The 22,709-nt window shown below is 69.2% G+C and carries 21 protein-coding genes; 12 read left to right on the top strand and 9 right to left on the bottom strand.

The features are described from left to right. The first annotated feature begins 18 nt into the window (after positions 1-18). Positions 19-372 (top strand): hypothetical protein, encoded by a 354-nt coding sequence (locus tag C2868_RS10110; protein WP_100810366.1) that lies wholly within the window; start codon positions 19-21, stop codon positions 370-372. A gap of 9 nt (positions 373-381) precedes the next feature. On the opposite strand, the gene C2868_RS10105 is transcribed toward C2868_RS10110, so the two are convergent. Together C2868_RS10105 and C2868_RS10100 are read right to left on the bottom strand one after the other, a co-directional pair. Beyond that, the gene (locus C2868_RS10105; RefSeq protein ID WP_157813885.1) at positions 382-1,857 is read right to left on the bottom strand and encodes a DHA2 family efflux MFS transporter permease subunit; all 1,476 of its coding nucleotides are present in this window, start codon (positions 1,855-1,857) and stop codon (positions 382-384) included. A gap of 64 nt (positions 1,858-1,921) precedes the next feature. Further along, positions 1,922-2,347, bottom strand: coding sequence for an Rv3235 family protein (locus C2868_RS10100; RefSeq protein ID WP_100810263.1), 426 nt, complete (start codon positions 2,345-2,347; stop codon positions 1,922-1,924). Between the two features lie 158 nt (positions 2,348-2,505). On the opposite strand from C2868_RS10100, the gene C2868_RS10095 reads away from it, so the two are divergent. Further along, the gene (locus C2868_RS10095) at positions 2,506-3,156 is read left to right on the top strand and encodes a hypothetical protein (protein WP_232711131.1); all 651 of its coding nucleotides are present in this window, start codon (positions 2,506-2,508) and stop codon (positions 3,154-3,156) included. Positions 3,157-3,180: 24 nt separating this feature from the next. Here C2868_RS10095 and C2868_RS10090 read toward each other — a convergent pair whose 3' ends face one another. After that, positions 3,181-3,459 (bottom strand): helix-turn-helix domain-containing protein, encoded by a 279-nt coding sequence (locus C2868_RS10090; RefSeq protein ID WP_100810264.1) that lies wholly within the window; start codon positions 3,457-3,459, stop codon positions 3,181-3,183. Positions 3,460-3,636: 177 nt separating this feature from the next. Here C2868_RS10090 and C2868_RS10085 point away from each other — a divergent pair, with 177 nt between their 5' ends. Genes C2868_RS10085 through C2868_RS10075 form a run of 3 tightly spaced genes read left to right on the top strand, consistent with a single transcriptional unit; the run spans position 3,637 to position 7,094 of the window. Next, positions 3,637-4,263 (top strand): SAF domain-containing protein, encoded by a 627-nt coding sequence (locus tag C2868_RS10085; RefSeq protein ID WP_100810265.1) that lies wholly within the window; start codon positions 3,637-3,639, stop codon positions 4,261-4,263. After that, positions 4,260-5,591, top strand: a complete 1,332-nt coding sequence (locus tag C2868_RS10080; protein ID WP_100810266.1) for a hypothetical protein — start codon at positions 4,260-4,262, stop codon at positions 5,589-5,591. Before C2868_RS10085 ends, C2868_RS10080 begins: the two co-directional genes overlap by 4 nt. 9 nt (positions 5,592-5,600) lie before the next feature. Then, the gene (locus tag C2868_RS10075) at positions 5,601-7,094 is read left to right on the top strand and encodes a sensor histidine kinase (RefSeq protein ID WP_100810267.1); all 1,494 of its coding nucleotides are present in this window, start codon (positions 5,601-5,603) and stop codon (positions 7,092-7,094) included. Between the two features lie 42 nt (positions 7,095-7,136). Here C2868_RS10075 and C2868_RS10070 read toward each other — a convergent pair whose 3' ends face one another. Further along, complete coding sequence (locus C2868_RS10070; RefSeq protein WP_036295594.1) at positions 7,137-7,385, bottom strand: WhiB family transcriptional regulator; 249 nt, start codon at positions 7,383-7,385, stop codon at positions 7,137-7,139. Between the two features lie 255 nt (positions 7,386-7,640). On the opposite strand from C2868_RS10070, the gene C2868_RS10065 reads away from it, so the two are divergent. Beyond that, positions 7,641-8,066 (top strand): histidine kinase, encoded by a 426-nt coding sequence (locus C2868_RS10065; RefSeq protein ID WP_232711132.1) that lies wholly within the window; start codon positions 7,641-7,643, stop codon positions 8,064-8,066. 2 nt (positions 8,067-8,068) lie between these two features. Here C2868_RS10065 and bcp read toward each other — a convergent pair whose 3' ends face one another. Genes bcp through aroA form a run of 3 tightly spaced genes read right to left on the bottom strand, consistent with a single transcriptional unit; the run spans position 8,069 to position 11,036 of the window. Further along, the gene (gene bcp, locus C2868_RS10060) at positions 8,069-8,545 is read right to left on the bottom strand and encodes a thioredoxin-dependent thiol peroxidase (protein WP_100810268.1); all 477 of its coding nucleotides are present in this window, start codon (positions 8,543-8,545) and stop codon (positions 8,069-8,071) included. Further along, the gene (gene rsgA / locus C2868_RS10055) at positions 8,542-9,639 is read right to left on the bottom strand and encodes a ribosome small subunit-dependent GTPase A (RefSeq protein WP_374935775.1); all 1,098 of its coding nucleotides are present in this window, start codon (positions 9,637-9,639) and stop codon (positions 8,542-8,544) included. The genes bcp and rsgA overlap by 4 nt, the downstream gene beginning before the upstream one ends. 14 nt (positions 9,640-9,653) lie before the next feature. After that, positions 9,654-11,036, bottom strand: a complete 1,383-nt coding sequence (gene aroA, locus C2868_RS10050) for a 3-phosphoshikimate 1-carboxyvinyltransferase (RefSeq protein ID WP_100810269.1) — start codon at positions 11,034-11,036, stop codon at positions 9,654-9,656. 46 nt (positions 11,037-11,082) lie between these two features. Between aroA and C2868_RS10045 the strand changes: the two genes are divergently transcribed. The 3 genes from C2868_RS10045 to C2868_RS10035 are packed head-to-tail and all read left to right on the top strand — an operon-like array spanning position 11,083 to position 13,357. Beyond that, entirely contained in the window at positions 11,083-11,751 is a 669-nt protein-coding gene (locus C2868_RS10045; RefSeq protein WP_100810370.1) for a sigma-70 family RNA polymerase sigma factor, read from the top strand. Beyond that, complete coding sequence (locus C2868_RS10040) at positions 11,748-11,993, top strand: anti-sigma factor (protein ID WP_100810270.1); 246 nt, start codon at positions 11,748-11,750, stop codon at positions 11,991-11,993. The genes C2868_RS10045 and C2868_RS10040 overlap by 4 nt, the downstream gene beginning before the upstream one ends. Before the next feature lie 59 nt (positions 11,994-12,052). After that, positions 12,053-13,357, top strand: coding sequence for a GNAT family N-acetyltransferase (locus tag C2868_RS10035; RefSeq protein ID WP_100810271.1), 1,305 nt, complete (start codon positions 12,053-12,055; stop codon positions 13,355-13,357). A gap of 22 nt (positions 13,358-13,379) precedes the next feature. Here the strand turns inward: C2868_RS10035 and C2868_RS10030 are convergent, their stop codons facing one another. Next, the gene (locus tag C2868_RS10030; RefSeq protein WP_100810272.1) at positions 13,380-17,144 is read right to left on the bottom strand and encodes a multifunctional oxoglutarate decarboxylase/oxoglutarate dehydrogenase thiamine pyrophosphate-binding subunit/dihydrolipoyllysine-residue succinyltransferase subunit; all 3,765 of its coding nucleotides are present in this window, start codon (positions 17,142-17,144) and stop codon (positions 13,380-13,382) included. A 156-nt stretch (positions 17,145-17,300) separates the two neighbouring features. Here C2868_RS10030 and C2868_RS10025 point away from each other — a divergent pair, with 156 nt between their 5' ends. The 3 genes from C2868_RS10025 to C2868_RS10015 all read left to right on the top strand — a co-directional run bounded on the left by C2868_RS10025 (position 17,301) and on the right by C2868_RS10015 (position 21,400). After that, on the top strand, positions 17,301-18,755 hold the full coding sequence (locus C2868_RS10025; protein WP_100810273.1) for a GuaB1 family IMP dehydrogenase-related protein: 1,455 nt from the start codon (positions 17,301-17,303) through the stop codon (positions 18,753-18,755). Positions 18,756-18,986: 231 nt separating this feature from the next. Beyond that, positions 18,987-20,357 carry a hemolysin family protein gene (locus C2868_RS10020; RefSeq protein WP_100810371.1) on the top strand — a complete coding sequence of 457 codons (1,371 nt, stop codon included), beginning with the start codon at positions 18,987-18,989 and terminating at the stop codon, positions 20,355-20,357. Beyond that, positions 20,354-21,400 carry a hemolysin family protein gene (locus C2868_RS10015; protein WP_100810274.1) on the top strand — a complete coding sequence of 349 codons (1,047 nt, stop codon included), beginning with the start codon at positions 20,354-20,356 and terminating at the stop codon, positions 21,398-21,400. Before C2868_RS10020 ends, C2868_RS10015 begins: the two co-directional genes overlap by 4 nt. A 215-nt stretch (positions 21,401-21,615) precedes the next feature. On the opposite strand, the gene C2868_RS10010 is transcribed toward C2868_RS10015, so the two are convergent. Then, positions 21,616-22,704, bottom strand: coding sequence for an NADH:flavin oxidoreductase/NADH oxidase (locus tag C2868_RS10010; RefSeq protein WP_100810275.1), 1,089 nt, complete (start codon positions 22,702-22,704; stop codon positions 21,616-21,618). Positions 22,705-22,709: the final 5 nt, after the last annotated feature.

Here is a 22,709-nt window from a genome sequence, read left to right as displayed (position 1 = left end):
CGTCCTATCGTGCCGAACATGGCTATCGAATTGAATGGACCGGCGCTGCGGCAGGCGCGTTCGCTCATACGTGACGGCAAGGTGGTGCGAGACGAGCGCGACGACTGGTCGGAAGCGGCACCGACCGCCGACGACGAGAACGCGTTCATCGAGCGAGAGGGCTGGACGGCCTTCTCGCATTGGCACCTCGGAATCGACAGATCGGCGAACCCCGAGACGAAGCAGGCCTACAGCTTTCCCTACGGCGACTTCGACCGGGTCCACCGCTCGGGTGTGATCTCGGGGGAGAGTCGTGCCGGTCAATACGATCACGACGAAATCGAGCGCGAGTTGAAGAAGCTCCTCGAGCTGATCGACGCAGAGGGGTCCTGACGCGCCGACTCAGACGAGCGCCCGCGCGACCTCGGCGGGTTCGTCCTGCATCATGGGCTTCTTGACGAAGAACACGAACACGATGATCGCGACCGAGGCGATGGCCGCGACCACGAGTGCTCCGTGCGTGCCCTCTGCCACCGATTCGGGTGTCGCGGTCGTTCCGCGGCCCATGGCGTAGATCACCATGAACACCGAGGTGCCGAGGGCTCCGGCGATCTGCTGCGCCGTGCCGATGCCCGCGCTCGCGTAGGTGTAGTACTTCGGTCGCACCCCCGCCATGGCGACCGTGAACAGCGGCGAGAACAGCAGCGCCAGACCCGAGCACAGGATGAGGTAGAGCACGGCGACCGTGCCGGTCGACGCATTCGGCGTGAAGAGGATCGCCATGAGCGTCAACGCGAAGGTCGTGATGAAGGCGCCCGGGATGATGAGAGGGCGCGGGCCGATCTTGTCGTACAATCCGCCGACCAGCGGGCCGGCGAGTCCCATGAGCAGACCGCCCGGCATGACGATGAGGCCGGACTGCAGCGGGTCCGCGCCCAGGCCCTCCTGGATGTAGAAGGGCAGCAGCGTGAGCGATCCGAACAGGATCGCGTTCATCACGACCATCGTGACGAGAGCCCACGTGAAGGTGCTCGAGGTGAAGATACGCAGATCGATTAGGGCCGAATCGGTGCGCTGCAGCCGCAGCTGTCGCAGCACGAACACCGTCAGGGCGATCAGGCCGATCCCGAGCGGCACCCACGGCGGGATCCCGCCCGCGTCGCTCACCCGGTCCCCGAAACTCGCCAGGCCGTAGATGATGCCTCCGAACGCGAAGATCGACAGGATCACCGAGATCACGTCGACCGGCACCTTCGCGGTCGGGGTGATGTTGACCATGCGTCGCATACCGAGCACGAGCGAGATGATCCCGAGCGGGAGGATCGTGAGGAACAGAGCCGACCACGGAAGGAAGGTGACGATGACTCCGCCGACCAACGGGCCGAGCACCGGGGCGACCGAGATCACGACGCCGATCAGGCCCATCATGACCCCGCGCCGGGATGCCGGCACCACCGTCATGATGGTGGTCATGAGCAGGGGAGTCATGACTCCTGTGCCTGCCGCCTGAAGAATGCGCGCGAGCAGCAACACGCCGAACTGGATGCTCTCTGGCAGAAGGGTCGCGACGGCACCCACCGCGGTACCCGCGACGAAGAGCGAGATGGCTCCCAGGAAGACCTGTCGCGTCGTGAACCGCTTCATCAGGAACCCGGTCAGCGGGATCACGACCGCCATCGTGAGCATGTACGCCGTCACGAGGAACTGACCGGTAACGGGGTCTACCCCGAGGTCCTTCATGATCGTGGGGAGCGCGACGCCGACGATGGTCTCGTTGAGCATGACGACGAAGGCGCTCGCGAGCAGGAGAGCGAGGACGATGCGATTCGCGGGGGAGATCTTCTCGGGCGCGGAAGAGGCTTTCGGGAGGGCAGTCACGGTGTCATCATGGCAGGGCGGCGCTCTCGCCGGTTGCCGGTGACCGCGTCGTGCGTGTGACCGGCTACAGCAGAGCCAAGGATGTTGCACGCCAGCGCCCATCCGTGCCCTCGAGCCGCAGGGCGATCGCTCGCGTGCGGTGCGGGCCCGCGAGGACGACGACGGATTCGACCACGCCGTCCGCGGGCGACATGTGTCGGACGCGGAGGATGTCGAACACGGGGCGCGTCGCCCGCACGCCGCGCGCGTTGCGGGCGCGGGTGGCGAGGTTGCTTCGTGTCAGCAGCCTCCGGTATGCGTCTTCAGCGAACCACCGGGCGAGTTGGTCGACCTCTCGCACCCCGGCGAAGACTTCCATCACGCCGCGCGCGAGGTTCGTGATCAGTGGCTGCGGATCGGGGAGCTCCGACGACGAGGTGCGCTGCGGGGAGAAGAACTCGTCCGCGTCCGCCGAGCGTGCGCGACGTGTGACCCCGGCTTGTGCAGCCACGCGGGGACCGGACGCCGGCCCCGGGGACGCGGTGTCTCGTGCTGTGCCGGCTGGTGTGCTCATGGAGATCCCCATCTCTCGGGCGGATCGGGCTGAAATTGCAGTAGACCACAGGGAAGCCCAGCCCAGGCTGGGTATCTGCCCACTGTGGATAACTCGTGACCAATCTGAGACTTCTCACCTATGGTCCTGTTGTGCGCTGGGAGCGGCTATTCGAAGACCTCGAGGGGCAACTCGCCGCCGAGTGGGAGAGCGAACGCGCCGCCCTGGAGAGCGAGGGGGAGCGGCTTCGTCTTTCGCGCGTCCGCCTGCACGACCGTTTGGTTGCGCTCGCGGGCGCGGGGGCGCGGGAGCCGGTCGCCATAGCCCTCGCGGATCGATCCGTCCTACGCGGCACGGTCGAGGCGGTCGGCGTCGACTTCGCCGCTCTTCGCCTCGATGCGTCCGCGGGCGGTCTCGCGCTCGTGCGCGCGGCCGCCCTCGCGACGATCACGGCATCCGAGGCGGGACTCATGCGCAGCGCACGCCCCGAGGCTCAGCTCGCGAACTCGGGACTCGCGGAACGGCTGACACTCGGGTTCGTGTTGCGCGACCTCGCGCGTCGGCGCGTACCCGTCCGGATCCACGCTCTGTGGGGCGACGCGGAATTCGGCACTATCGACCGGGTGGGCGCGGACCATCTCGACTTCGCCGTGCATGACGCCGGTGCCGCACGCCGAAGAGAAGAGGTGCGGGCGTTCCGTCTCGTGCCGCTCGGCGCGATCGCCTGGCTCATGCTCGAGCGGGGCGAGTCGCCGACGCTGTTGTGAGGCGCGCCGTCCCGCTGGCGGCGTCTATTCGGGTCGCGCGGCGTTTCCCGAGCCCCACACTTCGGGGAAGCTCGCGGCCTGTGACTGCTGCCACAGGTGCATCTGCCGCGCCTCTTCGACCTGGTCGTCGATATATCCGCGCAGACTCTGTTCTTCGATACGCCATTTGGCGGGGGACCCGAGCCGGGCGCCGCGGAGGCGGCCCTCGTGGACCAGGTCCATGACTTCGTCGATGGAGATGCTCAACAGCTCAGCCACCTGCGACGGAGCCAGGTAGCGAGGGCTGGGGGAGCTCTCGGACATGACCCCATTATGGACCCCTCGAAGCCGTGCCGGACACGCTCTCCTGTGGATAACCCGCGGGGCGTGCGAGCGGGATCGGCGACGATGGTGCGGGCACGGAGCGGCCCCCCAGCCGACGCCGTCACCCGTAGCCACCCACCGCCACCATCCGACCCGATCCGACACCGGGGGAACGTCATGACAACTCTCGACAGCCCGTCGCGGCGACCCCGCGCCTTCTGGAACGACATGCGCTTCTTCGTGGGTCTGGGCCTCATCGTGGCCTCGGTGGCGGGCGTGTGGTTGACGGTGACGGCCGCGCGCCAGACGGTTCCCGTCTTCGCCGCGGCGCGCACGATCGTGCCAGGGGAGGAGGTGTCGGCCGCGGATCTGCGGGTCGTCGAAGCCTCGCTCGGGGCTGCGGCGGGCGCGTACGTGACCCCGGACGCTCTGGCGCCCGGGGCGGTCGCGACACGCACGGTCACCGAGGGAGAACTCGTCCCGGTGAGCGCGCTCGCGGACGGCGAACGCAGCCGCACGACGACGGTCGTGGTACAGACCACGACCGCGGTGCCGTCGGATGTGACCGTCGGCAGTGTCGTCGAACTCTGGGCATCACCGGCCCTCGAACAGGGCGCGTTCGGTACCCCGGCGATCCTCGTAGCGGACGCGACCGTCGCCGCGGTGAAAGAGGCCGACGGTCTGCTGGGTGCGCGGGGGTCAGCGCTCGAACTCGTCGTGCCGCGCTCCGATGTCGCGGCCGTGCTGCAGGCGGTCGCGGCATCCGCGGCCCTGTCGGTCGTTCCCGCGGCGGGCGGCGCATGATCCCCCGCATCGTGCTCGCCGTTGCCGGGCAGCGCGGCGAGAGCCTTGCCGTGGACCTCGGGCGGACGGGTGTTCGCGTCGACACCGTGGTGGACCCCCTCGTGCTCGAGGACCCCAACCTCGCCAGCGCTCTCCCGGTCCTGGAAGGGGTCGATGTGCTCGTGCTGACGGCGGATCGCCGGACCCTCGGCTCGCACCTGGTCTCGGTGTGCGATCGGCGGGGGATTCGGCTCGTGCTCCTCGCGGGCGACGCGGACGGCGAGCGGGTCGCTGCGGCGTTCGGGCTCGCCGCTTCCCTCGTCGCGCCGCGCGCAGAAGAGATCGCGGCCGTGATCCGGGGTGTGATGCAGCACGGTTCGCCGGTCGCCGATGCGAGAGCCGGCCGCGTCGTCGTGGTGTGGGGGCCCGAAGGGGCGCCGGGTCGCTCGACGGTGGCGAGCATGCTCGCATTCGAGCTGGCGCGCGGGGGAGGGGGCGCGGCGCTGGTCGATGCCGACTCGCATGCGCCGTCGCTCGCGTTGACGCTCGGGCTCGCCGACGAGGGCCCCGGGTTTCCCGCGGCGTGTCGGCAGGCAGGCATCGGGACGCTCGATGAGCGCGAACTCACCCGCATCAGCACGCCGGTCCGCGTCGAGGGCGCGGCCGTCGATGTTCTGTGCGGCATCAATCGTCGAGCTCGATGGCCAGAACTCGCCGACGATCGGGTCGCGGCCGCGCTCGGAGCGGCCCGCGGCTGGGCGCCGTACACCGTGGTGGATGTCGGTGCGCCACTGGAGCAGGACGAGGAGATCATGCACGACCTCGAGGGTCCGCGCCGCAACGCCGCCACGATCGCTTCGCTCCGCGCGGCCGACGTGATCGTGGCCGTGTGCACCGCCGATCCCGTCGGCATCGCCCGCTTCGTCCGCGGGCACGCCGAGGTGCGTGCCGTCGCGGGAGCGACGCCGGTGCTCGTCATCGCCAACCGTCTGCGGCCGGGTGGACTCGGACTCGATGCCCGGGGGCAGGTTCGTCGCACGCTGGACCGGTTCGCCGATATCCGAGATGTGTCGTTTCTCCCGGCGGATCAACGCGCGGTGGACGCCGCTGTGCTGCAGGCCCAGCCGATCGCCGCGGTGGCGCCGCGATCAGCGCTCGTGGCCGCCGTGCGTCGCTTCACGGGCGACACTCTGCTGCCCGCACTCGGACGAGTCGGCGGCGCGCCCGACGCGCAGTCCGGCTCTCGAAACGGCACGGCAGAGACGGCGCGCCCGCACCGACGATCGTCCATGTTCTCGCGAGGACGGCGGCATGGCGGTGACGGGCGGGAGAACCGGCTCACGGCATAGGCTGGATCGGTGCCGACCCTCAGTGAACTCGTCTCCGCCCAAGGCCGTTCGAGCGCCGACGACATCGAGTGGTTGCATCGCCTCGCGGGTGACGGACAGCTCCTCGCAGACCTCGCCTTCGCCGACATCGTGTTCTGGGTGCCGACGAAGGATGACTCGTTCATCGCCGTCGCCCACACGCGTCCCTCGGGTGCGGCCACCCTCTTCTACCGCGACATCGTCGGCGATCAGGTGCGTCCGCAGTGGCGGACGCAGGTTCAGGATGCGGCGCAGGGCGTCCGCATCATCGACTCGGCCTCTCCCGATTGGTTCGAAGAGACACCGACGCGCGTCCGTGCGGTCCCGATCGTGCGCGGCCCGCTCCGCGATGGCAGCGATCCCGTCGTGCTCGGCGTCCTGACGCGGCACACGAACCTGGGTGAGGCACGAACCCCCAGTCGGCAGCAGATCACCTTCAACGACTGCGCGGACGATCTGTTCGGCATGATCGCGCGCGGCGACTTCCCCGACCTGTCTGCCCCGACCGGCCCGCGCCGCGGCGCGCCCCGCGCATCCGACGGTCTCATCCGTCTGGACGTCGACGGCACGACGACCTTCGCGAGCCCCAACGCTCTCTCGGCATGGGGGCGTCTCGGCTTCGACGACGAGCTCGAGGGTGAGTCGCTCAGCGAGGTCACGACCCGCATCCTTCCCGCGAAGGAGACGATCGACGAGTCGCTCCCGCTGGTCGTGACGGGCCGAGCCCCGTGGCGTGCCGACATCGAGGCGCGCGGGGTCACGGTGTCCCTCCGTGCGATCCCTCTCCGCGAGCACGGTGAGCGCGCGGGTGCGATCATCCTGTGCCGTGACGTCACCGAACTGCGGCACCAGGAGCAGGAACTCATCACCAAGGATGCGACGATCCGTGAGATCCATCACCGCGTCAAGAACAACCTGCAGACCGTCGCATCCCTCCTGCGCATCCAGTCCCGCCGCACGCACTCCGAAGAAGCGCGCGAGGCGCTGACGCAGGCCATGCGGCGCGTATCGGCGATCGCCGTCGTGCACGACACCCTGTCGGAGGGTCTGACGCAGACGGTCGACTTCGACGAGGTCTTCGATCGCGTTCTCAAGCTCGTCGCCGAGGTCGCGGCCGGCGCGGGAACGCGCGCCCAGACGCGTTCGAGCGGGACCTTCGGCAAGTTACCGAGCGCGTACGCCACGCCGCTCGCCCTCGCGCTCACCGAACTCGTGACGAACGCCGTGGAACACGGGTTGGCGGGTCGCGAGGGCAAGGTCGAGATCGAGGCGAAGCGTTCGTCGTCGCGGCTCAAGGTCAGCGTCCGCGACACCGGCGTCGGCCTGGCCGAGGGTCAGGTCGGCCGCGGGCTGGGGACACAGATCGTCCGCACGCTGATCCAGGGAGAGCTGGGCGGCACGATCGACTGGCACACGATCATGGGCAGCGGAACAGAAGTCACGATCGACATCCCGTTGCGATGGATCGACAGGCCGAAAGCCTGAGTCGGTGAGACCGCGGGGCGGAGCCGGAGAGGCCCCGCCGGCCTATGAGGCGCGGCGGGCGCGCGCGGCGCGACGCTTGAGGGCGCGACGCTCGTCTTCCGACAGGCCGCCCCACACGCCGGAGTCCTGACCGGACTCGAGGGCGTACTGCAGACAGATTTCCGTTACGGTGCAGCGGGCGCAGACGGCCTTCGCCTTCTCGATCTGGTCGACCGCGGGCCCGGTGTTACCAACGGGGAAAAACAGTTCGGGATCGACCGTGAGGCATGCGGCCTTGTCGCGCCAGTCCATGCAGATGCTCCTTGTTGCGTGGTGGGTGTGAGCGAGTGCTCAGAGATCGGTTTCGGGTCCGGTACCCTGGTAGGTGCGAGCAGAATGCTCGCCCCACGGCGCTGTGGGAGCACATGGCTTTCACTATCGTCCCACACGGCCCCGGTACGATCAAGGGTCCACTGCGTGAATTCTGCGCAGGATGCTGAGCATCGGCCGAGCGGCCTGGTGATTCCGAACAAAAGATCAGGCGCAACGAGCGGGGCGGGGAGAGAATTGCAACCGGAACCCCCAACACCGTCGCCGATCGGCTCCGACTCCACGGCGTGCGCCGCCGCCATCCTCGTCGGGATCGAGGGGCTGGGCGTTGCCGCACTCGCGGGGTGGATGACGCTGTCGCTGATCGCGGGTGACACGGCCGAGCTCGGCACGGCGCTCGCTCTGCTGCTGATGACGGCGGTCGCGGCCGTCGGGGTCATCGCCTTCGCCATCGCGATATTCCGGGGCCACGGGTGGGGGCGCTCGGGTGCGATCGTCGTGCAGCTGCTCATCCTCGCGGTGGCGCTCGGCGCCGCGACCGGTGCGTACGCGCATCCGCTCGTCGCTCTGGCGCTCGCCGTCCCGGCGATCGTCACCCTGGTCGTCGTGATCGCCGCTGCCCGCGCCGCGGGCCGTCGCGCGGCACCGCCGGCAGAAACGTAGGCTCAGGCGTCGATGCCGACGAGCTTGCGGATGCGGGCAACGTGCCCGGTCGCCTTGACGTTGTAGAGCGCGTGCGCGACGCGTCCCTCTTCGTCCAGGATGAACGTCGAGCGGATGACGCCCTCGATCGTCTTGCCGTAGTTCTGCTTCTCGCCCCAGGCGCCATACGCATCGTGGACCGAGTGATCGGGATCGCTCAGCAGGTCGTAGGTCAGGCCGTCGCGCGCACGGAACTCGCGAAGCGTGGCCGGCTCGTCGCGTGAGATGCCGAGCACGACGTACCCCGCGGCCTGGAGCGGGGCGAGGCTGTCGCGGAAGTCGCAGGCTTCGGTCGTGCACCCGGGCGTCATGGCGCGCGGGTAGAAGAACAGCACGACGCGCTTGCCGCGGAGCGAGGCGAGCGCGACGGGGGCGCCGTCCTGGTCGGGAAGCGTGAAGTCGGGGGCGGGCGTACCGGGTTCGAGGCGTGCAGTGCTCATTCGTCCAGCGTAGGGTGCCGCTCCCGCCCCGCAACCTTCCCGAAGGTCAACAGCAGGCGTTGCAGCGAATCGAACCGCGCGGCACCGTTGGGCCCGAGGCGTCCCGCGGCCACGGCCTCGGCGATCGCGCAGTCCGGCGCATCCGGCAGATGCGTGCACCCGCGGGGGCAGTCCTTCGCGATCTCGTCGAGGTCGGTGAAGGAGCGCAGGATGTTGGCGGGGTCGACGTGACCGAGGCCGAACGAGCGGACGCCGGGGGTGTCGATGACCCATCCGCGCCCCTCCTCGCCCACGTAGCGCAGCGAGACGGTGGATGACGAGGTATGCCGACCGCGCCCGGTGACCTCGTTCACATGGCCGGTCGCGCGCCTCGCACTCGGCACGAGCGCATTGATCAGCGTCGACTTGCCCACCCCCGAGTGCCCGACGAAGACGGTCGAGTGCCCGACGAGTTGCGCACCGATGCGCTCGATGGGCACCTCGCCCTGCGCGCTCGTGAAGACCTGCACGTCGAGACCGTCGAAATGGTTCAAGAACTCGGACGGATCGGCGAGGTCGGTCTTCGTCACGACGAGCATCGGCCGCACCCCGGCGTCGAAGGCGGCCACGAGGTAGCGGTCGACCAGGCGCGTGCGCGGCTCGGGGTCGGCCGCCGCCACGACGATCAGCATCTGGTCGGCGTTGGCGACGATGATGCGCTCGACCTGGTCGGTGTCGTCGGCCGAACGCCGCAGCAGGGTCGTGCGCTCCTCGATGCCGACGATGCGGCCCAGGGTCCCCTCGTCGCCCGAGGTGTCGCCGACGACGCGAGCTCGATCGCCCGTGACGATCGGCTGCTTCCGCAACTCGCGCGCGCGGACCGCCGAGACCTCGTGTTCGTCGGGCCCGTCCTCGTGCATGAGAACCGAATACCGGCCTCGATCGACCCCGATCACACGTCCGATCTCGGCATCCGCGTGGGCGGGGCGGCGCTTGCTGCGCGGCCGGTTCGCCTTCGGATTCGGACGCATCCGGATGTCGGACTCGTCGAGCTCGTCCGCATCGGCGTCATCGGCGTCGTCGTAATCCCACCAGTTCGGATCCGAGTCGCTCACGGTCGGGCCATCTTCTACTCGGGCAGCCCGGCGGTCGCGCGCGAACCGGCCAGCATGTCGTCCCACAGCTGCTCGAACTGCGGCAGTGTCTTCGCGGTCACGCTGAGATCGTCGACCTCGATGCCGGGAACGCTCAGGCCGAGCAGAGCGCCGGTCGTCGCCATGCGGTGGTCGTGATGCGACCTCCAGAGCCCGCCGTGCAGCGGGCGAGGCACGATGCGGATGCCGTCGGGCAGCTCGCGCGCTTCGCCGCCGAGGTCGTTCAGCCCGTCGACCAGCGCGCGGATCCGGTCGGTCTCGTGCAGACGGATGTGTCCGATGCCCGTGATCGTCGAGGGCCCGTCGGCGAGCGCCGCGAGGCCGACGATCGTGGGTGCGAGCTCGCCCGCCGCCGAGAGGTCGATGTCGAAGCCGCGGAGCGGGGTCGTGCGGGTAACGGTGAAGGCGCCCCCGCGACGTGCCACGCGCGCCCCGGCGCGATGCAGCAGGTCGCCGAGGAGCGCGCCCGGCTGCGTGGAATGGGTCGGCCATCCCGTGATCGTGACCGATCCACCCGCGACCATTGCCGCCGCCAGAAACGGAGCCGCGTTGGAGAGGTCGGGCTCGATCGTGACATCCTTGGCCCGGACGGCGCCGGGAGCGACGATCCACTCGTTGGGCGCGGGGCGCTCCACGCGCACGCCGCGGTGCGCGAGCGCCTCGATCGTCATCTCGATGTGCGGCAGGCTCGGCAGGCGCTCGCCCGTGTGGATGAGGTGCAGGCCGACATCGAAACGCGGGGCCGCGAGCAACAGCCCCGAGACGAACTGGCTCGAGCGTGACGCATCCATGTGCACCTCGCCGCCGCGAACGTGGCCGTGGCCGCGCACGATGAAGGGCAGCGACCAGTGGCCACCGTCGTCGATGTCGAGGCCGATGTCGCGCAGGGCCCTGATCAGCTCGCCCATCGGGCGGTGCAGGGCCGTCTCGTGTGCCGTGAGCCGTACGTCACCGCGCGCGAACCCGGCGATCGGCGCGACGAATCGCATCACGGTGCCGGCCTGGCCGCAGTCGATCTCGCCGCCGTCCGTGAAGGGAGCCGGGGGAGTCACGACCCAGTCGTTGCCGAAGGCGCCGTCGCCAGGCACGGGTTCGATCTGCGCACCCAGGGCGCGCAGGGCCCCCACCATCCGCTCGGAGTCCTGTGAATGCAGGGGGGATTGCACGCGGCCCGGTCCATCGGCCAACGCCGCGAGGACGAGCTCGCGGCTGGTCAGCGACTTCGAGCCCGGAATCGCCAGTGTCGCATCGAGCGGCGACGCGGCGGTCGGCGCCCTCCACGGGCTGGGCCCGGCGGTGGTCTTGGCAGCCGCAGGAGATGTCTCATCGGCGCGAGGGGAATAGCCGTGCGGTGTCATCGGGTTCTACTCTATCGAGCCCCGAGAGGACACCATGATTCGGACGATGGAACGCACGCCTGCGTCGCTCGTTCTGGCGCACCTAGACTGGGACCTGATGGACGAGCAGCCTGAACCCGAGGTAGACGTCGCGCCGGCGCAGGTCGCGCGCGCGCAATTCGAGGACCAGGCGCTTCCGTTCATGGACCAGTTGTACGGCGCGGCCATGCGGATGACGCGCAACCCCGCGGATGCGGCAGACCTGGTGCAGGAGACGTTCGTCAAGGCGTTCGCCTCGTGGGCCACGTTTCACCAGGGTACGAACCTGAAGGCCTGGCTGTACCGCATCCTGACGAACACCTACATCAACACGTATCGCAAGAAGCAGCGCGAGCCGTACCAGGGCACGATCGATGACCTGGAGGACTGGCAGCTCGGGGGAGCGGAGTCGACGACCGCGTCGACCAATCGCTCTGCCGAGGCCGAAGCGATCGACCACATGCCGGCATCCGTCGTGAAAGACGCGCTGCAGGCGATCCCGGAGGACTTCCGGTTGGCGGTCTACCTCGCGGATGTCGAGGGCTTCGCCTACCAGGAGATCGCCGACATCATGAAGACACCGATCGGCACGGTCATGAGCCGCCTTCACCGTGGAAGGCGTTTGCTTCGCGACATGCTGGCCGACTACGCACAAGAGCGGGGCATCGTCTCCGCGAGCCCGGGAGCGAAGAAATGACCGATTGCGGTTGTGAGCAGGCGAGGCGCGACCTCGAGGAGTACCTGCGCGACGAGGTGTGCAAGACCCAGCATGCCGACATTCGTGAACACCTCGAGAACTGCCCGGGATGCCGCGACGAGGCGCTCGTCGCGAAGACCCTGACCGATGTTCTGGCGCGTGCCTGCCGCGAGAGCGCACCCGAGGACCTGCGCGATCAGGTGCTCCAGAAGCTGCGCACGGTTCAGGCCTCGCACCACTAGCCCGGGCCGTCGCACAGTGCGGCCACGGTCGTGTCGGGATCGGCGAGTAGCCTCGAAGGATGGCACGCACCGACGCCCGCACACTTCCGCTCGATCCGACCTCGACCGCCGTCCTGTCCGACGGCGGTCTGGCGTACCGACTCGTCGACCCGGGCGACCCCGAAGCGCTCCGCGCATACTCGACAGCCGAGGCGCGCGGCTTCCTCGGTGAGGAACCGACGGATGACGAGGCTCGGGAGTTCGGCGAGTCCATCGCCTACCGCCGCCGGATCGGCGTTTACGACGAGTCGGGGCTCGACGCTCACGTGCCCGTCGCGACCGTCAACTCGTGGGTGGGTGAGCTTTCCGTCCCCGGAGACCGCGTGACGCCGTTCTGGGCGATCAGCGGTGTGACGGTGTCGCCGACCCGGCGTCGGCGCGGTATCGCTCGGGCGATGCTCGAGGGTGAACTGCGGACGGCCCGCGATGCGGGCATGGCCGTTGCGGGTCTGACCGTGTCGGAGGCGACGATCTACGGCCGCTTCGGCTTCGCGCCCGCGGTCGAGGCGACGGACTGGGATATCGACACGCGGCGGGCCGGATGGCGCGGGGGAGAGGTCACCGGAACGTTCGAGTACGTGCGGCGCGAAGACGCGGTGGCCCTTCTCGAAGACCTTCACGAGCGCGTTCGCGTGACGCGTCCGGGCGATGTCGACGGATGGACGGGGCGCTGGCGTCAGTTCGCGATGATCGCGGGCGGCTCCAAGGAGCCGGGCCGCACCCGGGTCGTGCGCTACGCCGGCCCCGACGGGATCGTGCGCGGAGCCGTGGTCTATCGCCTGACCGAGGATCCGGCCGATATGGCGCGGCACACCCTCGATGTGACCTATCTCGTGGCCGACGGTGACGACGCGTATCGCGCGCTCTGGGGGTTCTTGCTCCGGCACGACCTGGTGTCACGCGTCCAGGCGACGCTGCGCTCGGTCGATGAGCCGCTCGCGTGGTTGCTCGCGGATCGACGCGGCGCCACGGTATCCGTACACGATCACGAGTGGCTGCGCATCCTCGACGTTCCCGCCGCGCTCGAGGCGCGCGGCTACGCTGCGCCGGGCACCCACGTCATCGCCGTTCGTGACGAACTCGGCTTCGCCGGCGGGACCTGGCGTCTCGAGGTCGATGCGGATGGTGCCGCCCGGGTTGCACCCACGGATGCGGAGCCCCGGGTGTCGATGCCGGTGTCGTCGCTCGCCGCGCTCTACCTCGGGGGAGTGCGGGCGTCGACGCTTCGCGCGGCCGGGCTGCTCGAGGGTGCCGACGATGCGGTCCGGGCGCTCGGCAGGTCCTTCTCGGGCGACACGGCGCCCACGCTCGGTATCTGGTACTGAGCGCGGGCGGCCGCGTCACGGCTCAGGTGAGCGGCGCGAGGGCCTTCTTCATCAGTTCGGCATGCTCGACCGCGTGAATCTTCGGTGAACCGGTCGCCGGTGATGCCGCGGCGGCGCGTGAGACGACGCTCATCGTCCGGCCCGTCAGGTGCTTGACGACCTCGAGCGCGATGAACGGCCACGCACCCTGGTTCTCGGGCTCGTCCTGCACCCAGACCAGCTCGGCGCCCGGGTATTCGGCGATGACGGCGTTCAGCTCGTCGATCGGCGCGGGGTAGAACTGCTCCAGGCGCACGAGGGCGACCGAGGGGTCGGGGTTCTTCTCGAGCTCGCCGCGCAAGTCCCAGTGGGTCTTGCCGGCGTGCAGCAGGACCTTCTTGACCTGTGACTTGTCGATGCCGCGGTCATCGTCGAGCACCGGTTCGAAACGGCCGCTCGTGAAGGCCTCGACCGGGCTCGTCGCGCCACGCAGACGCAGCATGGCCTTCGGGGTGAAGACGATGAGCGGACGGCGCGGGCGGGCGTAAGCCTGACGGCGCAACAGGTGGAAGTACGACGCGGGGGTCGACGGGCGCGAGACGGTCATGTTGTCCTGCGCGCACATCTGCAGGAACCGCTCGATGCGGGCCGACGAGTGGTCGGGCCCCGCACCCTCGTAGCCGTGTGGCAGCAGCAGCACGACACTCGACTGCTGGCCCCACTTCTGATCGGCTGAGGTGATGAACTCGTCGATCACCGACTGGGCGCCGTTGGCGAAGTCGCCGAACTGTCCCTCCCACAGCACGAGCGCGTCGGGGCGCTCGACCGAATAGCCGTACTCGAAGCCCATCGTGGCGTACTCGCTCAGGTACGAGTCGTAGACCCAGAAGCGTCCCTGGCGATCGCTCAGGTTCGTCAGCGGGATCCACTCCTGGCCGTTCGCCCGGTCGTGCAGCACCGAGTGGCGCTGGACGAAGGTCCCGCGGCGGGAGTCCTGACCGGCGAGGCGCACGTTCGTGCCCTCGAGCAGGAGCGATCCGAACGCGAGCAGCTCGGCGAAGCCCCAGTCGATCGTGCCGTTGCGACTCATGTCGTAGCGCTTGTCGAGCAGCTGCTGCAGCTTGGTGTGCACCGTGAAGCCCTCGGGCTTGTTCACGAAGGCGTCACCGATCAGGCGCACGACATCCGTCGCGACCCCGGTCGTCTCGATGTCACCCCAGGTCAGCTCCTCGATCTCGGCGTCCGCGTCCGTGATCACGCCGTGCGAGCCGGTCTCGGCCGCGTGCGTCTCCGCGAACGCGATCTCGAGACGGTCCTGGAAGTCGCGCTTGGCCTCTTCGTACTCTTCCTCGGTGATGTCGCCGCGTCCGACGAGGGACTCGGTGTACAACCGACGGACGGAACGCTTCGCCTCGATCAGGTTCGTCATGAGCGGCTGCGTCATCGAGGGGTCATCGCCCTCGTTGTGACCGCGTCGGCGATAGCAGACGAGGTCGATGACCACGTCGCGGTGGAACTCTTCGCGATACTCGAACGCGAGCTGAGCGACGCGCGTCACGGCCTCGGGGTCATCGCCGTTGACGTGGAAGATCGGCGCCTGGATGGTCTTGGCGACATCCGTCGCGTACACCGACGAGCGACCGTCCTGCGGGAGGGTTGTGAAGCCCACCTGGTTGTTGACGACGACGTGGATCGTGCCGCCCGTGCGGTAACCCCGCAGCTGCGACATCTGCAGCGTCTCGACGACGACGCCCTGGCCCGCGAAGGCCGCGTCGCCGTGGACGAGGATCGGCAGCCACGAGAACGTGCCGATGGCCTTGCGGTCCTGCTTGGCGCGGACGATGCCCTCGAGCACGCCGTCGACGGTCTCGAGGTGCGAGGGATTCGCCGCGAGGTAGATGGGGAGTTCGACGCCGTGGTCGTCGACGAAGGTGCCCTCGGTGCCGAGGTGGTATTTCACATCACCCGAGCCACGCTTGTTGCCGAGCGCGACGCTTCCCTCGAACTCGCGGAAGACCTGTCCGTAGGTCTTGCCCGCGATGTTGGTGAGCACGTTCAGACGGCCGCGGTGCGCCATCCCGATCGCGGCTCCGTCCAGCCCCGCGCCAGCGGCACCCTGAAGGATCTCGTCGAGAAGGGGGATCAGGGACTCGCCGCCCTCGAGGCTGAAGCGCTTCTGGCCGACGTACTTCGTCTGCAGGAAGGTCTCGAAAGCCTCGGCCTCGTTGAGCTTGCTGAGGATGCGTAGCTGCTCGTCGTGGGTCGGCTTGGTGTACTTGATCTCGACCTTCTGCTGGAACCAGCGGCGCTGGCCCGGGTCCTGGATGTGCATGTACTCCAGGCCGATCGTGCGGCAGTAGGAGTCGCGCAGCACGCCCAGGATGTCGCGCAGCTTCGCCATCCGCTTGCCACCGAAACCGCCGGTGACGAATTCGCGATCGAGGTCCCAGAACGTCAGCCCGTGCTCTTCGATCTCGAGGTCGGGGTGCGTGCGCTGCTCGTACGCCAGCGGGTCGATGTCGGCCATCAGGTGGCCGCGCACGCGGTAGGAGTTGATGAGCTCCTGCACGCGGGCCTGCTTGTCGATCCGCTCGGCGATGTCGACATTGATGTCCGCCGCCCAGTGGATGGGCGCGTACGGGATGCGGAGGGCCGCGAAGATGTCGTCGTAGAAGTGGTGCTGGCCGATCAGGCGCTCGTGCACCTTCTTGAGGAATTCGCCCGACCCGGCGCCCTGGATGACGCGGTGGTCGTAGGTGCTCGTGAGCGTGATCGTCTTGCCGATCGCGAGTTCGTTGAGCGTCTTCTCGCTCGCGCCCTGGAACTCGGCCGGATACTCGAGTGCACCCGCGCCGACGATGCACCCCTGGCCGCGCATGAGGCGGGGCACGGAGTGCACCGTGCCGATGCCGCCCGGGTTGGTGAGCGAGATCGTGGTGCCCTGGAAGTCGGCCGCGGTCAGCTTGTTTCCTCGGGCGCGCGAGACGGTCTCTTCGTAGGCGCTGAGGTATTCGCCGAACGTCATCGACTCGGCGCGCTTGATGCTCGGGACGAGCAGGGCGCGCGTGCCATCGGGCTTGGGGATGTCGATCGCGATGCCCAGGTTGATGTGGGCGGGCGCCACGACCGAGGGCTTGCCGTCGATCTCGGCGTAGAAGACGTTCTGGCTCGGGAAGTCCTTCAGCGCCTGGATGATCGCCCAGCCGATGAGGTGCGTGAAGCTGACCTTGCCGCCGCGGGTGCGGGACATGTGGTTGTTGATCACGATGCGGTTGTCGATCATCAGCTTCGCCGGGATCGTTCGCACACTGGTGGCGGTCGGGACGGTCAGCGACTCGTCCATGTTCGCCGCGAGGGTCTTGGGCATGCCGCGGAGCGGGGTGACCGTGTCTTCCTCGAGCGGCTGCGGAGCGGCGGCGGCCTTGGGCTTTTCGGGAGCCTGCGCGGGGATCGGCGGCGGCGACGCGGGGCGCGTCGTCGTTCGTGCGACCGGCTGGGCACCGATCACGGGAATGGGTGCGGTCACCGGACGGGGCTCGGATGCCGCGGGCTTGGCGGTCTCCGCTGCGGCGGCGGCCGGAGCGGGGGCTGCAGCCGGGGTGGCGGGGGCTGGTGCCGGCGGTGCGGCCGAGGCATCCGCTGCATCGTCCACGTCGACCGGGTGGTATGCCTCGAGAGTCGGCCACCACGCCTTGTCTACCGAGTTCTTATCGACCTTGAACTGTTCGTAGAGTTCGTCGACGAGCCATTCATTGGCCCCGAACTCCCCCTCGTTCGAAGTCCCGACGCCCGTCACCTGGCTCGACACGCTGGATCGCCCTCTTTCGTCGATGAAGGTTGTCGCGCAGCGCCTCTTCGTGGCCCACGCGCACGAACATCTAGGCTATCTCAGATCCGTCGGCTCCGTCGCGGATCGTGCCGTCGTTCGGGCCATTCGGTGAGGGTGAGTGGCTAGCGTAGGGGTATGGAATTCTCGGGTGAACGGCCGATGGTGGATCTGACCTATTCGGATGTCTTCCTGGTGCCGCGGCACTCGGCCGTCACGAGCCGACTGCAGGTCGACCTCGCGCCGCACGACGGCACCCCCGCGACGATCCCGATCGTCTCGTCGAACATGAACTCGGTGACGGGGGCCCGCCTGGCCGCGACCCTCGCCCGCCGGGGTGGTCTGGGCGTGCTGCCCCAGGATCTGCCCCTGCAGGAATTGGATGCCGCGATCCGCTGGGTCAAGCGCCAGCCCGTGCTGTGGGACACGGCGCTCGTTCTGCCGCCCGAGGCGACCGTTTCGGCCGCACTGCGCATCCTGCCCGCGACGCCGGGGCACGGCATCGTCGTGGCCGAGGGCGGCGAGAACGTTTCGGCGGCTGAGGTCCGGGGCATCGTCCCCGCGTCGCGGCTCGCCACGGCGCTTCCCGACGCCCGACTCGGCGACCTCGCGCGCGGCGACACGCCCTCGCTCGAGTCGGAAGACGTGGAGGATCCGCGTGCGGCCTTCGACACGATCGTCGCGGCCGGTGTCGAGGTCGTCTGCGTCATGCGGCACGGTCGCCTGGTCGGGACCCTCAGTCGCCGCAGCGCGCTGCGCTCGACCCTGTATCGCCCCGCGGTAGACGCGGGCGGGCGTCTGGCGGTCGCCGCGGCCGTCGGCATCAACGGCGACGTCGCGGCGAAGGCGCGTGCACTGGCGGCAGCGGGTGTCGACGTGATCGTCGTCGACACGGCGCACGGGCACCAGGACGGGATGCTCGCGGCGCTCCGGACGGTCGCCGACCTCGGTCTCGACATCCCGATCGCGGCCGGCAACGTGGTCACGGCCGAGGGCGTGCACGACCTGGTGACCGCGGGAGCGTCGATCCTGAAGGTCGGTGTCGGTCCGGGCGCCATGTGCACGACGCGCATGATGACCGCGGTGGGGCGTCCGCAATTCTCGGCGGTGCTCGAGACGGCGGAGGCCGCTCGGATCATGGGCGCTCATGTCTGGGCCGACGGCGGGGTGCGCTACCCCCGCGATGTCGCGCTCGCGCTGGCGGCGGGTGCGGCATCCGTCATGATCGGCTCGTGGTTCGCCGGGACGATCGAGGCGCCGGGCGAACTGCTCACGGATGCGAGTGGTCGCGTCTTCAAGGAGTCGTGGGGGATGGCGTCGACGAAGGCCGTGCACGATCGGTTCGGACGCCTGGACCCGTACGAGCTGGCGCGCAAGGAGCTTTTCGCCGAGGGCATCTCCTCGTCGAAGATCTACCTCGATCCGCTGCGCCCGGGCCTCGAAGACCTGCTCGACATGATCACGTCGGGCGTGCGGTCCTCCTTCACCTACGCAGGCGCGGCGACGGTGGCCCAGTTCCACGAGAGGGCCCTGGTCGGTCTGCAGTCCGCGGCGGGCTACGAAGAGGGCAAGGCGCTCCCCGTCAGCTGGTGAGGGTCCGCTCGTTCTGCGAGTGCATGACCTCGGTGCGAGTGCATGGCTTGTGACCCGCGCCGACGCCGTGCAGTCGGCGCACAGTCGTGCACTCGGCGATACGGAGGCGGTCGCGGTCCTACGCACCTCGGGTAAACTCGACCCCACGATGGACGACCCCCCCAGTTGTAGACGCTCGCCCCACCGCCCGATCGAACCCGCGAGGGTCGACGCGTGACGTACGAGTTGGTCATGCTGGGAGTGGGGCTGCTGCTCATCGTGGGCACCGGGCTGTTCGTGGCCAGCGAGTTCGCCCTCGTCAATCTGGATCGCGCCGACCTCGAGGCGCGCCGCGAGCGCGGTGAGTCCCGTCTGTCGATCACGATCGGCGCGCTGAAGATCACGTCGACGCACCTGTCGAGCGCTCAGCTGGGCATCACGCTGACGACGCTTCTGACGGGGTACACGATGGAGCCGGCGCTGTCGAGCCTGCTGCGCCCGGTGCTGACCGGATGGGGATTGCCCGAGGCGCTGGTCTCGCCCATCGCCGTGATCGTCGCCATCTCGGTCGCGACGATCTTCTCGATGATCCTCGGCGAGCTCGTGCCGAAGAACTTCGCCCTGGCCCTCCCGCGCCAGACCGCCAAGCTCGTGCTGCCGTTCCAGGTGGCGTTCACGATGGTCTTCCGGCCCGCGATCGTCGTCCTGAACGGCTCGGCGAACGGCGTCCTACGCGCGATCGGCATCGAGCCCAAGGAAGAACTCTCGGGTGCCCGTACGGCAGAGGAGCTGTCTTCCCTCGTCCGCCGTTCCGCGAGCGCCGGTCTGCTCGAGCAGGACACGGCATCCCTCCTGAACCGCACGCTCCTGTTCGCTCGGCTGAGCGCCGCCGATGTGATGACACCGCGACCCAGCATGCACTGCGTCGCGCGCGACGACTCCGCGGACGACGTCATCCAGCTCGCGCGCCGCACGGGCCACAGCCGGTTCCCGGTGATGGGGGACTCCCTCGACGACATCGTCGGAGTCGTCCACCTGAAGGCCGCCGTCAGCGTCCCGCGCGAGAAGCGGCAGGATGTCCCGGCCGCTGCCCTCGCGACGGAACCCCTGCGCGTGCCCGAGACCGTGCACCTCGACGCGCTGATCGCCGAGCTGAGGGCGCGGGGCTACCAGCTCGCGATCGTCGTCGACGAGTACGGGGGCACGGCCGGTGTCGTGACGCTCGAAGACCTCGTCGAAGAGATCGTCGGCGAGGTGTCGGACGAGCACGACCGCAGCCGCGCGGGCCTCGTCCGCGGCAAGGACTCGGTCACCTTCCCCGGCAACTGGCGACCCGATGAGCTGCACGACCGCACGGGCATCCGTGTCCCCGAGGGCGAGGTCTACGACACGGTCGGGGGGTTCATCATGAGCCGCCTCGAGCGCATTCCGTCGACGGGCGACACGGTCGAGACCGATGACGGCGTGCTGCGCGTGCAGCGGATGGACGGGCGCCGCGTCGACCGCATCCGGTACACACCCCATCTCAACGCGGCCGACGGACTCGACAGCGAGCCGTCGCAGACGACGGGACCCGAACGCATCCTGCGGGGCCGTGGCGCGAAGGACGGGGGTGCGTCGTGAGCGATTGGGCCGGAATCGTCTGGCTGGTCGTCCTGCTGGCGTTCAACGCGTTCTTCGTCGGTGCCGAATTCGCCGTGATCTCGGCGCGACGATCGCAGATAGAGCCCCTCGCCGAGAGGGGTTCGCGGGCCGCCAAGACCGCGCTCTACGCGATGGAGCACGCGACGCTCATGCTCGCCACCTCGCAGCTGGGCATCACGATCTGCTCGCTGCTGATCCTGAACGTCTCGGAACCGGCGATCCACCATCTGCTCGCCGTGCCGTTCGGGCTGACGGGTCTCTCCGAGGCCGTGGTCGATGTCGTCGCCTTCATCGTCGCACTGCTGATCGTGTCGTACCTGCACGTGGTGTTCGGCGAGATGATCCCGAAGAACCTCGCGTTCTCGGTTCCCGACCGCGCCGTCCTCATCCTCGCGACGCCGCTGGTGTGGGTGTCGAAGGTCTTCCACCCCGTCATCGCGACCCTCAACTGGATCGCGAACGCCGTGCTGCGTCTGTTCCGCGTCGAACCGAAGAACGAGGCCGCCTCGACCTTCACGCTCGACGAGGTCGCGACGATCGTGAGCCAGTCGACCAGCGAGGGCGTTCTCGACGACTCGTCGGGCGCGCTCGCCGCCGCGGTCGAGTTCACCGACAAGAAGGCGCGCGACATCGCGGTGCGACTCGATCAGCTCGTGACGCTGCCCGAGTCGACGACGCCGGCGCAGATCGAGCGAGCCGTCGCGGTGCACGGGTTCTCGCGCTACGTGATCGTGGATGCCTCGGGTGAACCCGTGGGGTACGTGCACCTGAAGGACATCCTGCGCGCCGCGGATGTCCCGGACGAGCGTTTCGACAAGCCCGTGCCGGCCAAGCGCATCCATCACATGGTTCCGGTGCAGGAGACGACCGACCTGGAGGACGCGCTCGCGACCATGCGTCGCACGGGCCGCCACCTCGCGCGTGTTCGCGACGAGCGCGGCGAGACGACCGGGGTGCTGTTCCTCGAGGACATCATCGAGGAACTCGTCGGCGAGGTGCAGGACGCCACCCGACGCCGCTAGGCGTCATCCCGCCCCCGCTACACCCCCGCGTCCTGCGCCGGGCGCCTGTACTCGCTGGGGGTCATGCCCGCGTCCTAGCGGAATGAGCGCGTGAAGACGCTCGGGTCGGTGCTCCCGCAGCGTACGGCGACATCGGCGAGCAGGAGCAGGCGCGGGTCATCGAGCCGTTCGTGGATCGCACGGTCGAACCCCGCGAAGAGGACCGCATGCGTTGCTCAGGCCGAGCGCGCCGGGACCCGTGCGGCGCGCGCGTACTGCGCGGGCCAGACGTCGACGCCCTCGCCGAGCTCGCCAGCCGCGCGCAGCCCGAAGTGCGGGTCGCGCAGCCACTCGCGCGCGGCGAAGATGGCGTCGGCCTCGCCGACCTGCAGGATCTCTTCGGCCTGCGATCCCTCGGTGATCGAGCCGACCGCGCTGACGACGAGTCCCGTCTCGCGGCGGACGTGCGCGGCGAGAGGTACCTGATAGCCCGGGCCGGGTACGATCTTCTGGTGGGCGACGAGCCCGCCGCTCGAGATGTCGAACAGGTCGGCGCCCGCATCGGCAGCCCAGACCGCAACGGTCGCGGTGTCTTCGATGTTCCAGCCGCCCTCGGCGGCATCGGTTCCCGAGAAGCGCACGAACAGGGGCACGGCGTCGCCGACCTCGGCACGGATGGCCGCGACGATGCGCAGCAGCAGACGGGCGCGGTACTCGAGGCTGCCGCCGTACTCGTCGGTGCGCTGGTTGCTGAGGGGTGAGAGGAACTCGTGCAGCAGGTAGCCGTGCGCGGCGTGGATCTCGAGCACGTCGAAACCGGCCTCGACCGAGCGGCGCGCCGCGGCGACGAAGCCCTCGACGACCGCCTCGATGCCGGCCGCGTCGAGCGCCCGGGGCTGTGCGTAGCCCTCGAAGGCGATCGCGGAGGGCGCGAACGTGGTCCATCCGCCCTCTTCGAGACCGACACTGCCGTGTCCACGTCCCGCGAAGGGCCACCACGTCGAGGCCTTGCGCCCGGCGTGCGCGAGCTGGATGCCTGCCGCCGCGCCGCGGGCGTGGATCGACGCCACGATCGGGGCCCAGGCATCCCGTTGCTCGTCCGTCCAGATACCGGTGTCGCGCGGCGAGATGCGACCCTCGGGAACGACCGCGGTCGCCTCGGCGACGATCAGGCCCGCGCCGCCGGACGCGAACTGGGACAGGTGCACGTGGTGCCAGTCGTTCGGCATGCCCTCTTCGGCGCTGTACATGCACATGGGCGCGACCCACAGCCGGTTGGCGATTTCGGTCGCGCGGACGGTCATGGGCTGGAACAGCAGACTCACGGGGG

The sequence above is a fragment of the Microbacterium sp. CJ77 genome, from assembly GCF_002911615.1.
Lineage (GTDB): Bacteria > Actinomycetota > Actinomycetes > Actinomycetales > Microbacteriaceae > Microbacterium.
Note: the sequence above shows the minus strand (reverse complement) of the source record. Positions and strands in the feature narration are given on the sequence as shown.

Coding starts and splice junctions, on each gene's coding strand:
- C2868_RS10110 (WP_100810366.1), top strand. CDS start 19: ATGGCTATCGAATTGAATGGACCGGCGCTGCGGCAGGCGCGTTCGCTC.
- C2868_RS10090 (WP_100810264.1), bottom strand. CDS start 3,459: ATGTCCGAGAGCTCCCCCAGCCCTCGCTACCTGGCTCCGTCGCAGGTG.
- C2868_RS10085 (WP_100810265.1), top strand. CDS start 3,637: ATGACAACTCTCGACAGCCCGTCGCGGCGACCCCGCGCCTTCTGGAAC.
- C2868_RS10080 (WP_100810266.1), top strand. CDS start 4,260: ATGATCCCCCGCATCGTGCTCGCCGTTGCCGGGCAGCGCGGCGAGAGC.
- C2868_RS10070 (WP_036295594.1), bottom strand. CDS start 7,385: ATGGACTGGCGCGACAAGGCCGCATGCCTCACGGTCGATCCCGAACTG.
- bcp (WP_100810268.1), bottom strand. CDS start 8,545: ATGAGCACTGCACGCCTCGAACCCGGTACGCCCGCCCCCGACTTCACG.
- aroA (WP_100810269.1), bottom strand. CDS start 11,036: ATGACACCGCACGGCTATTCCCCTCGCGCCGATGAGACATCTCCTGCG.
- C2868_RS10045 (WP_100810370.1), top strand. CDS start 11,083: ATGGAACGCACGCCTGCGTCGCTCGTTCTGGCGCACCTAGACTGGGAC.
- C2868_RS10040 (WP_100810270.1), top strand. CDS start 11,748: ATGACCGATTGCGGTTGTGAGCAGGCGAGGCGCGACCTCGAGGAGTAC.
- C2868_RS10035 (WP_100810271.1), top strand. CDS start 12,053: ATGGCACGCACCGACGCCCGCACACTTCCGCTCGATCCGACCTCGACC.
- C2868_RS10025 (WP_100810273.1), top strand. CDS start 17,301: ATGGAATTCTCGGGTGAACGGCCGATGGTGGATCTGACCTATTCGGAT.
- C2868_RS10020 (WP_100810371.1), top strand. CDS start 18,987: ATGCTGGGAGTGGGGCTGCTGCTCATCGTGGGCACCGGGCTGTTCGTG.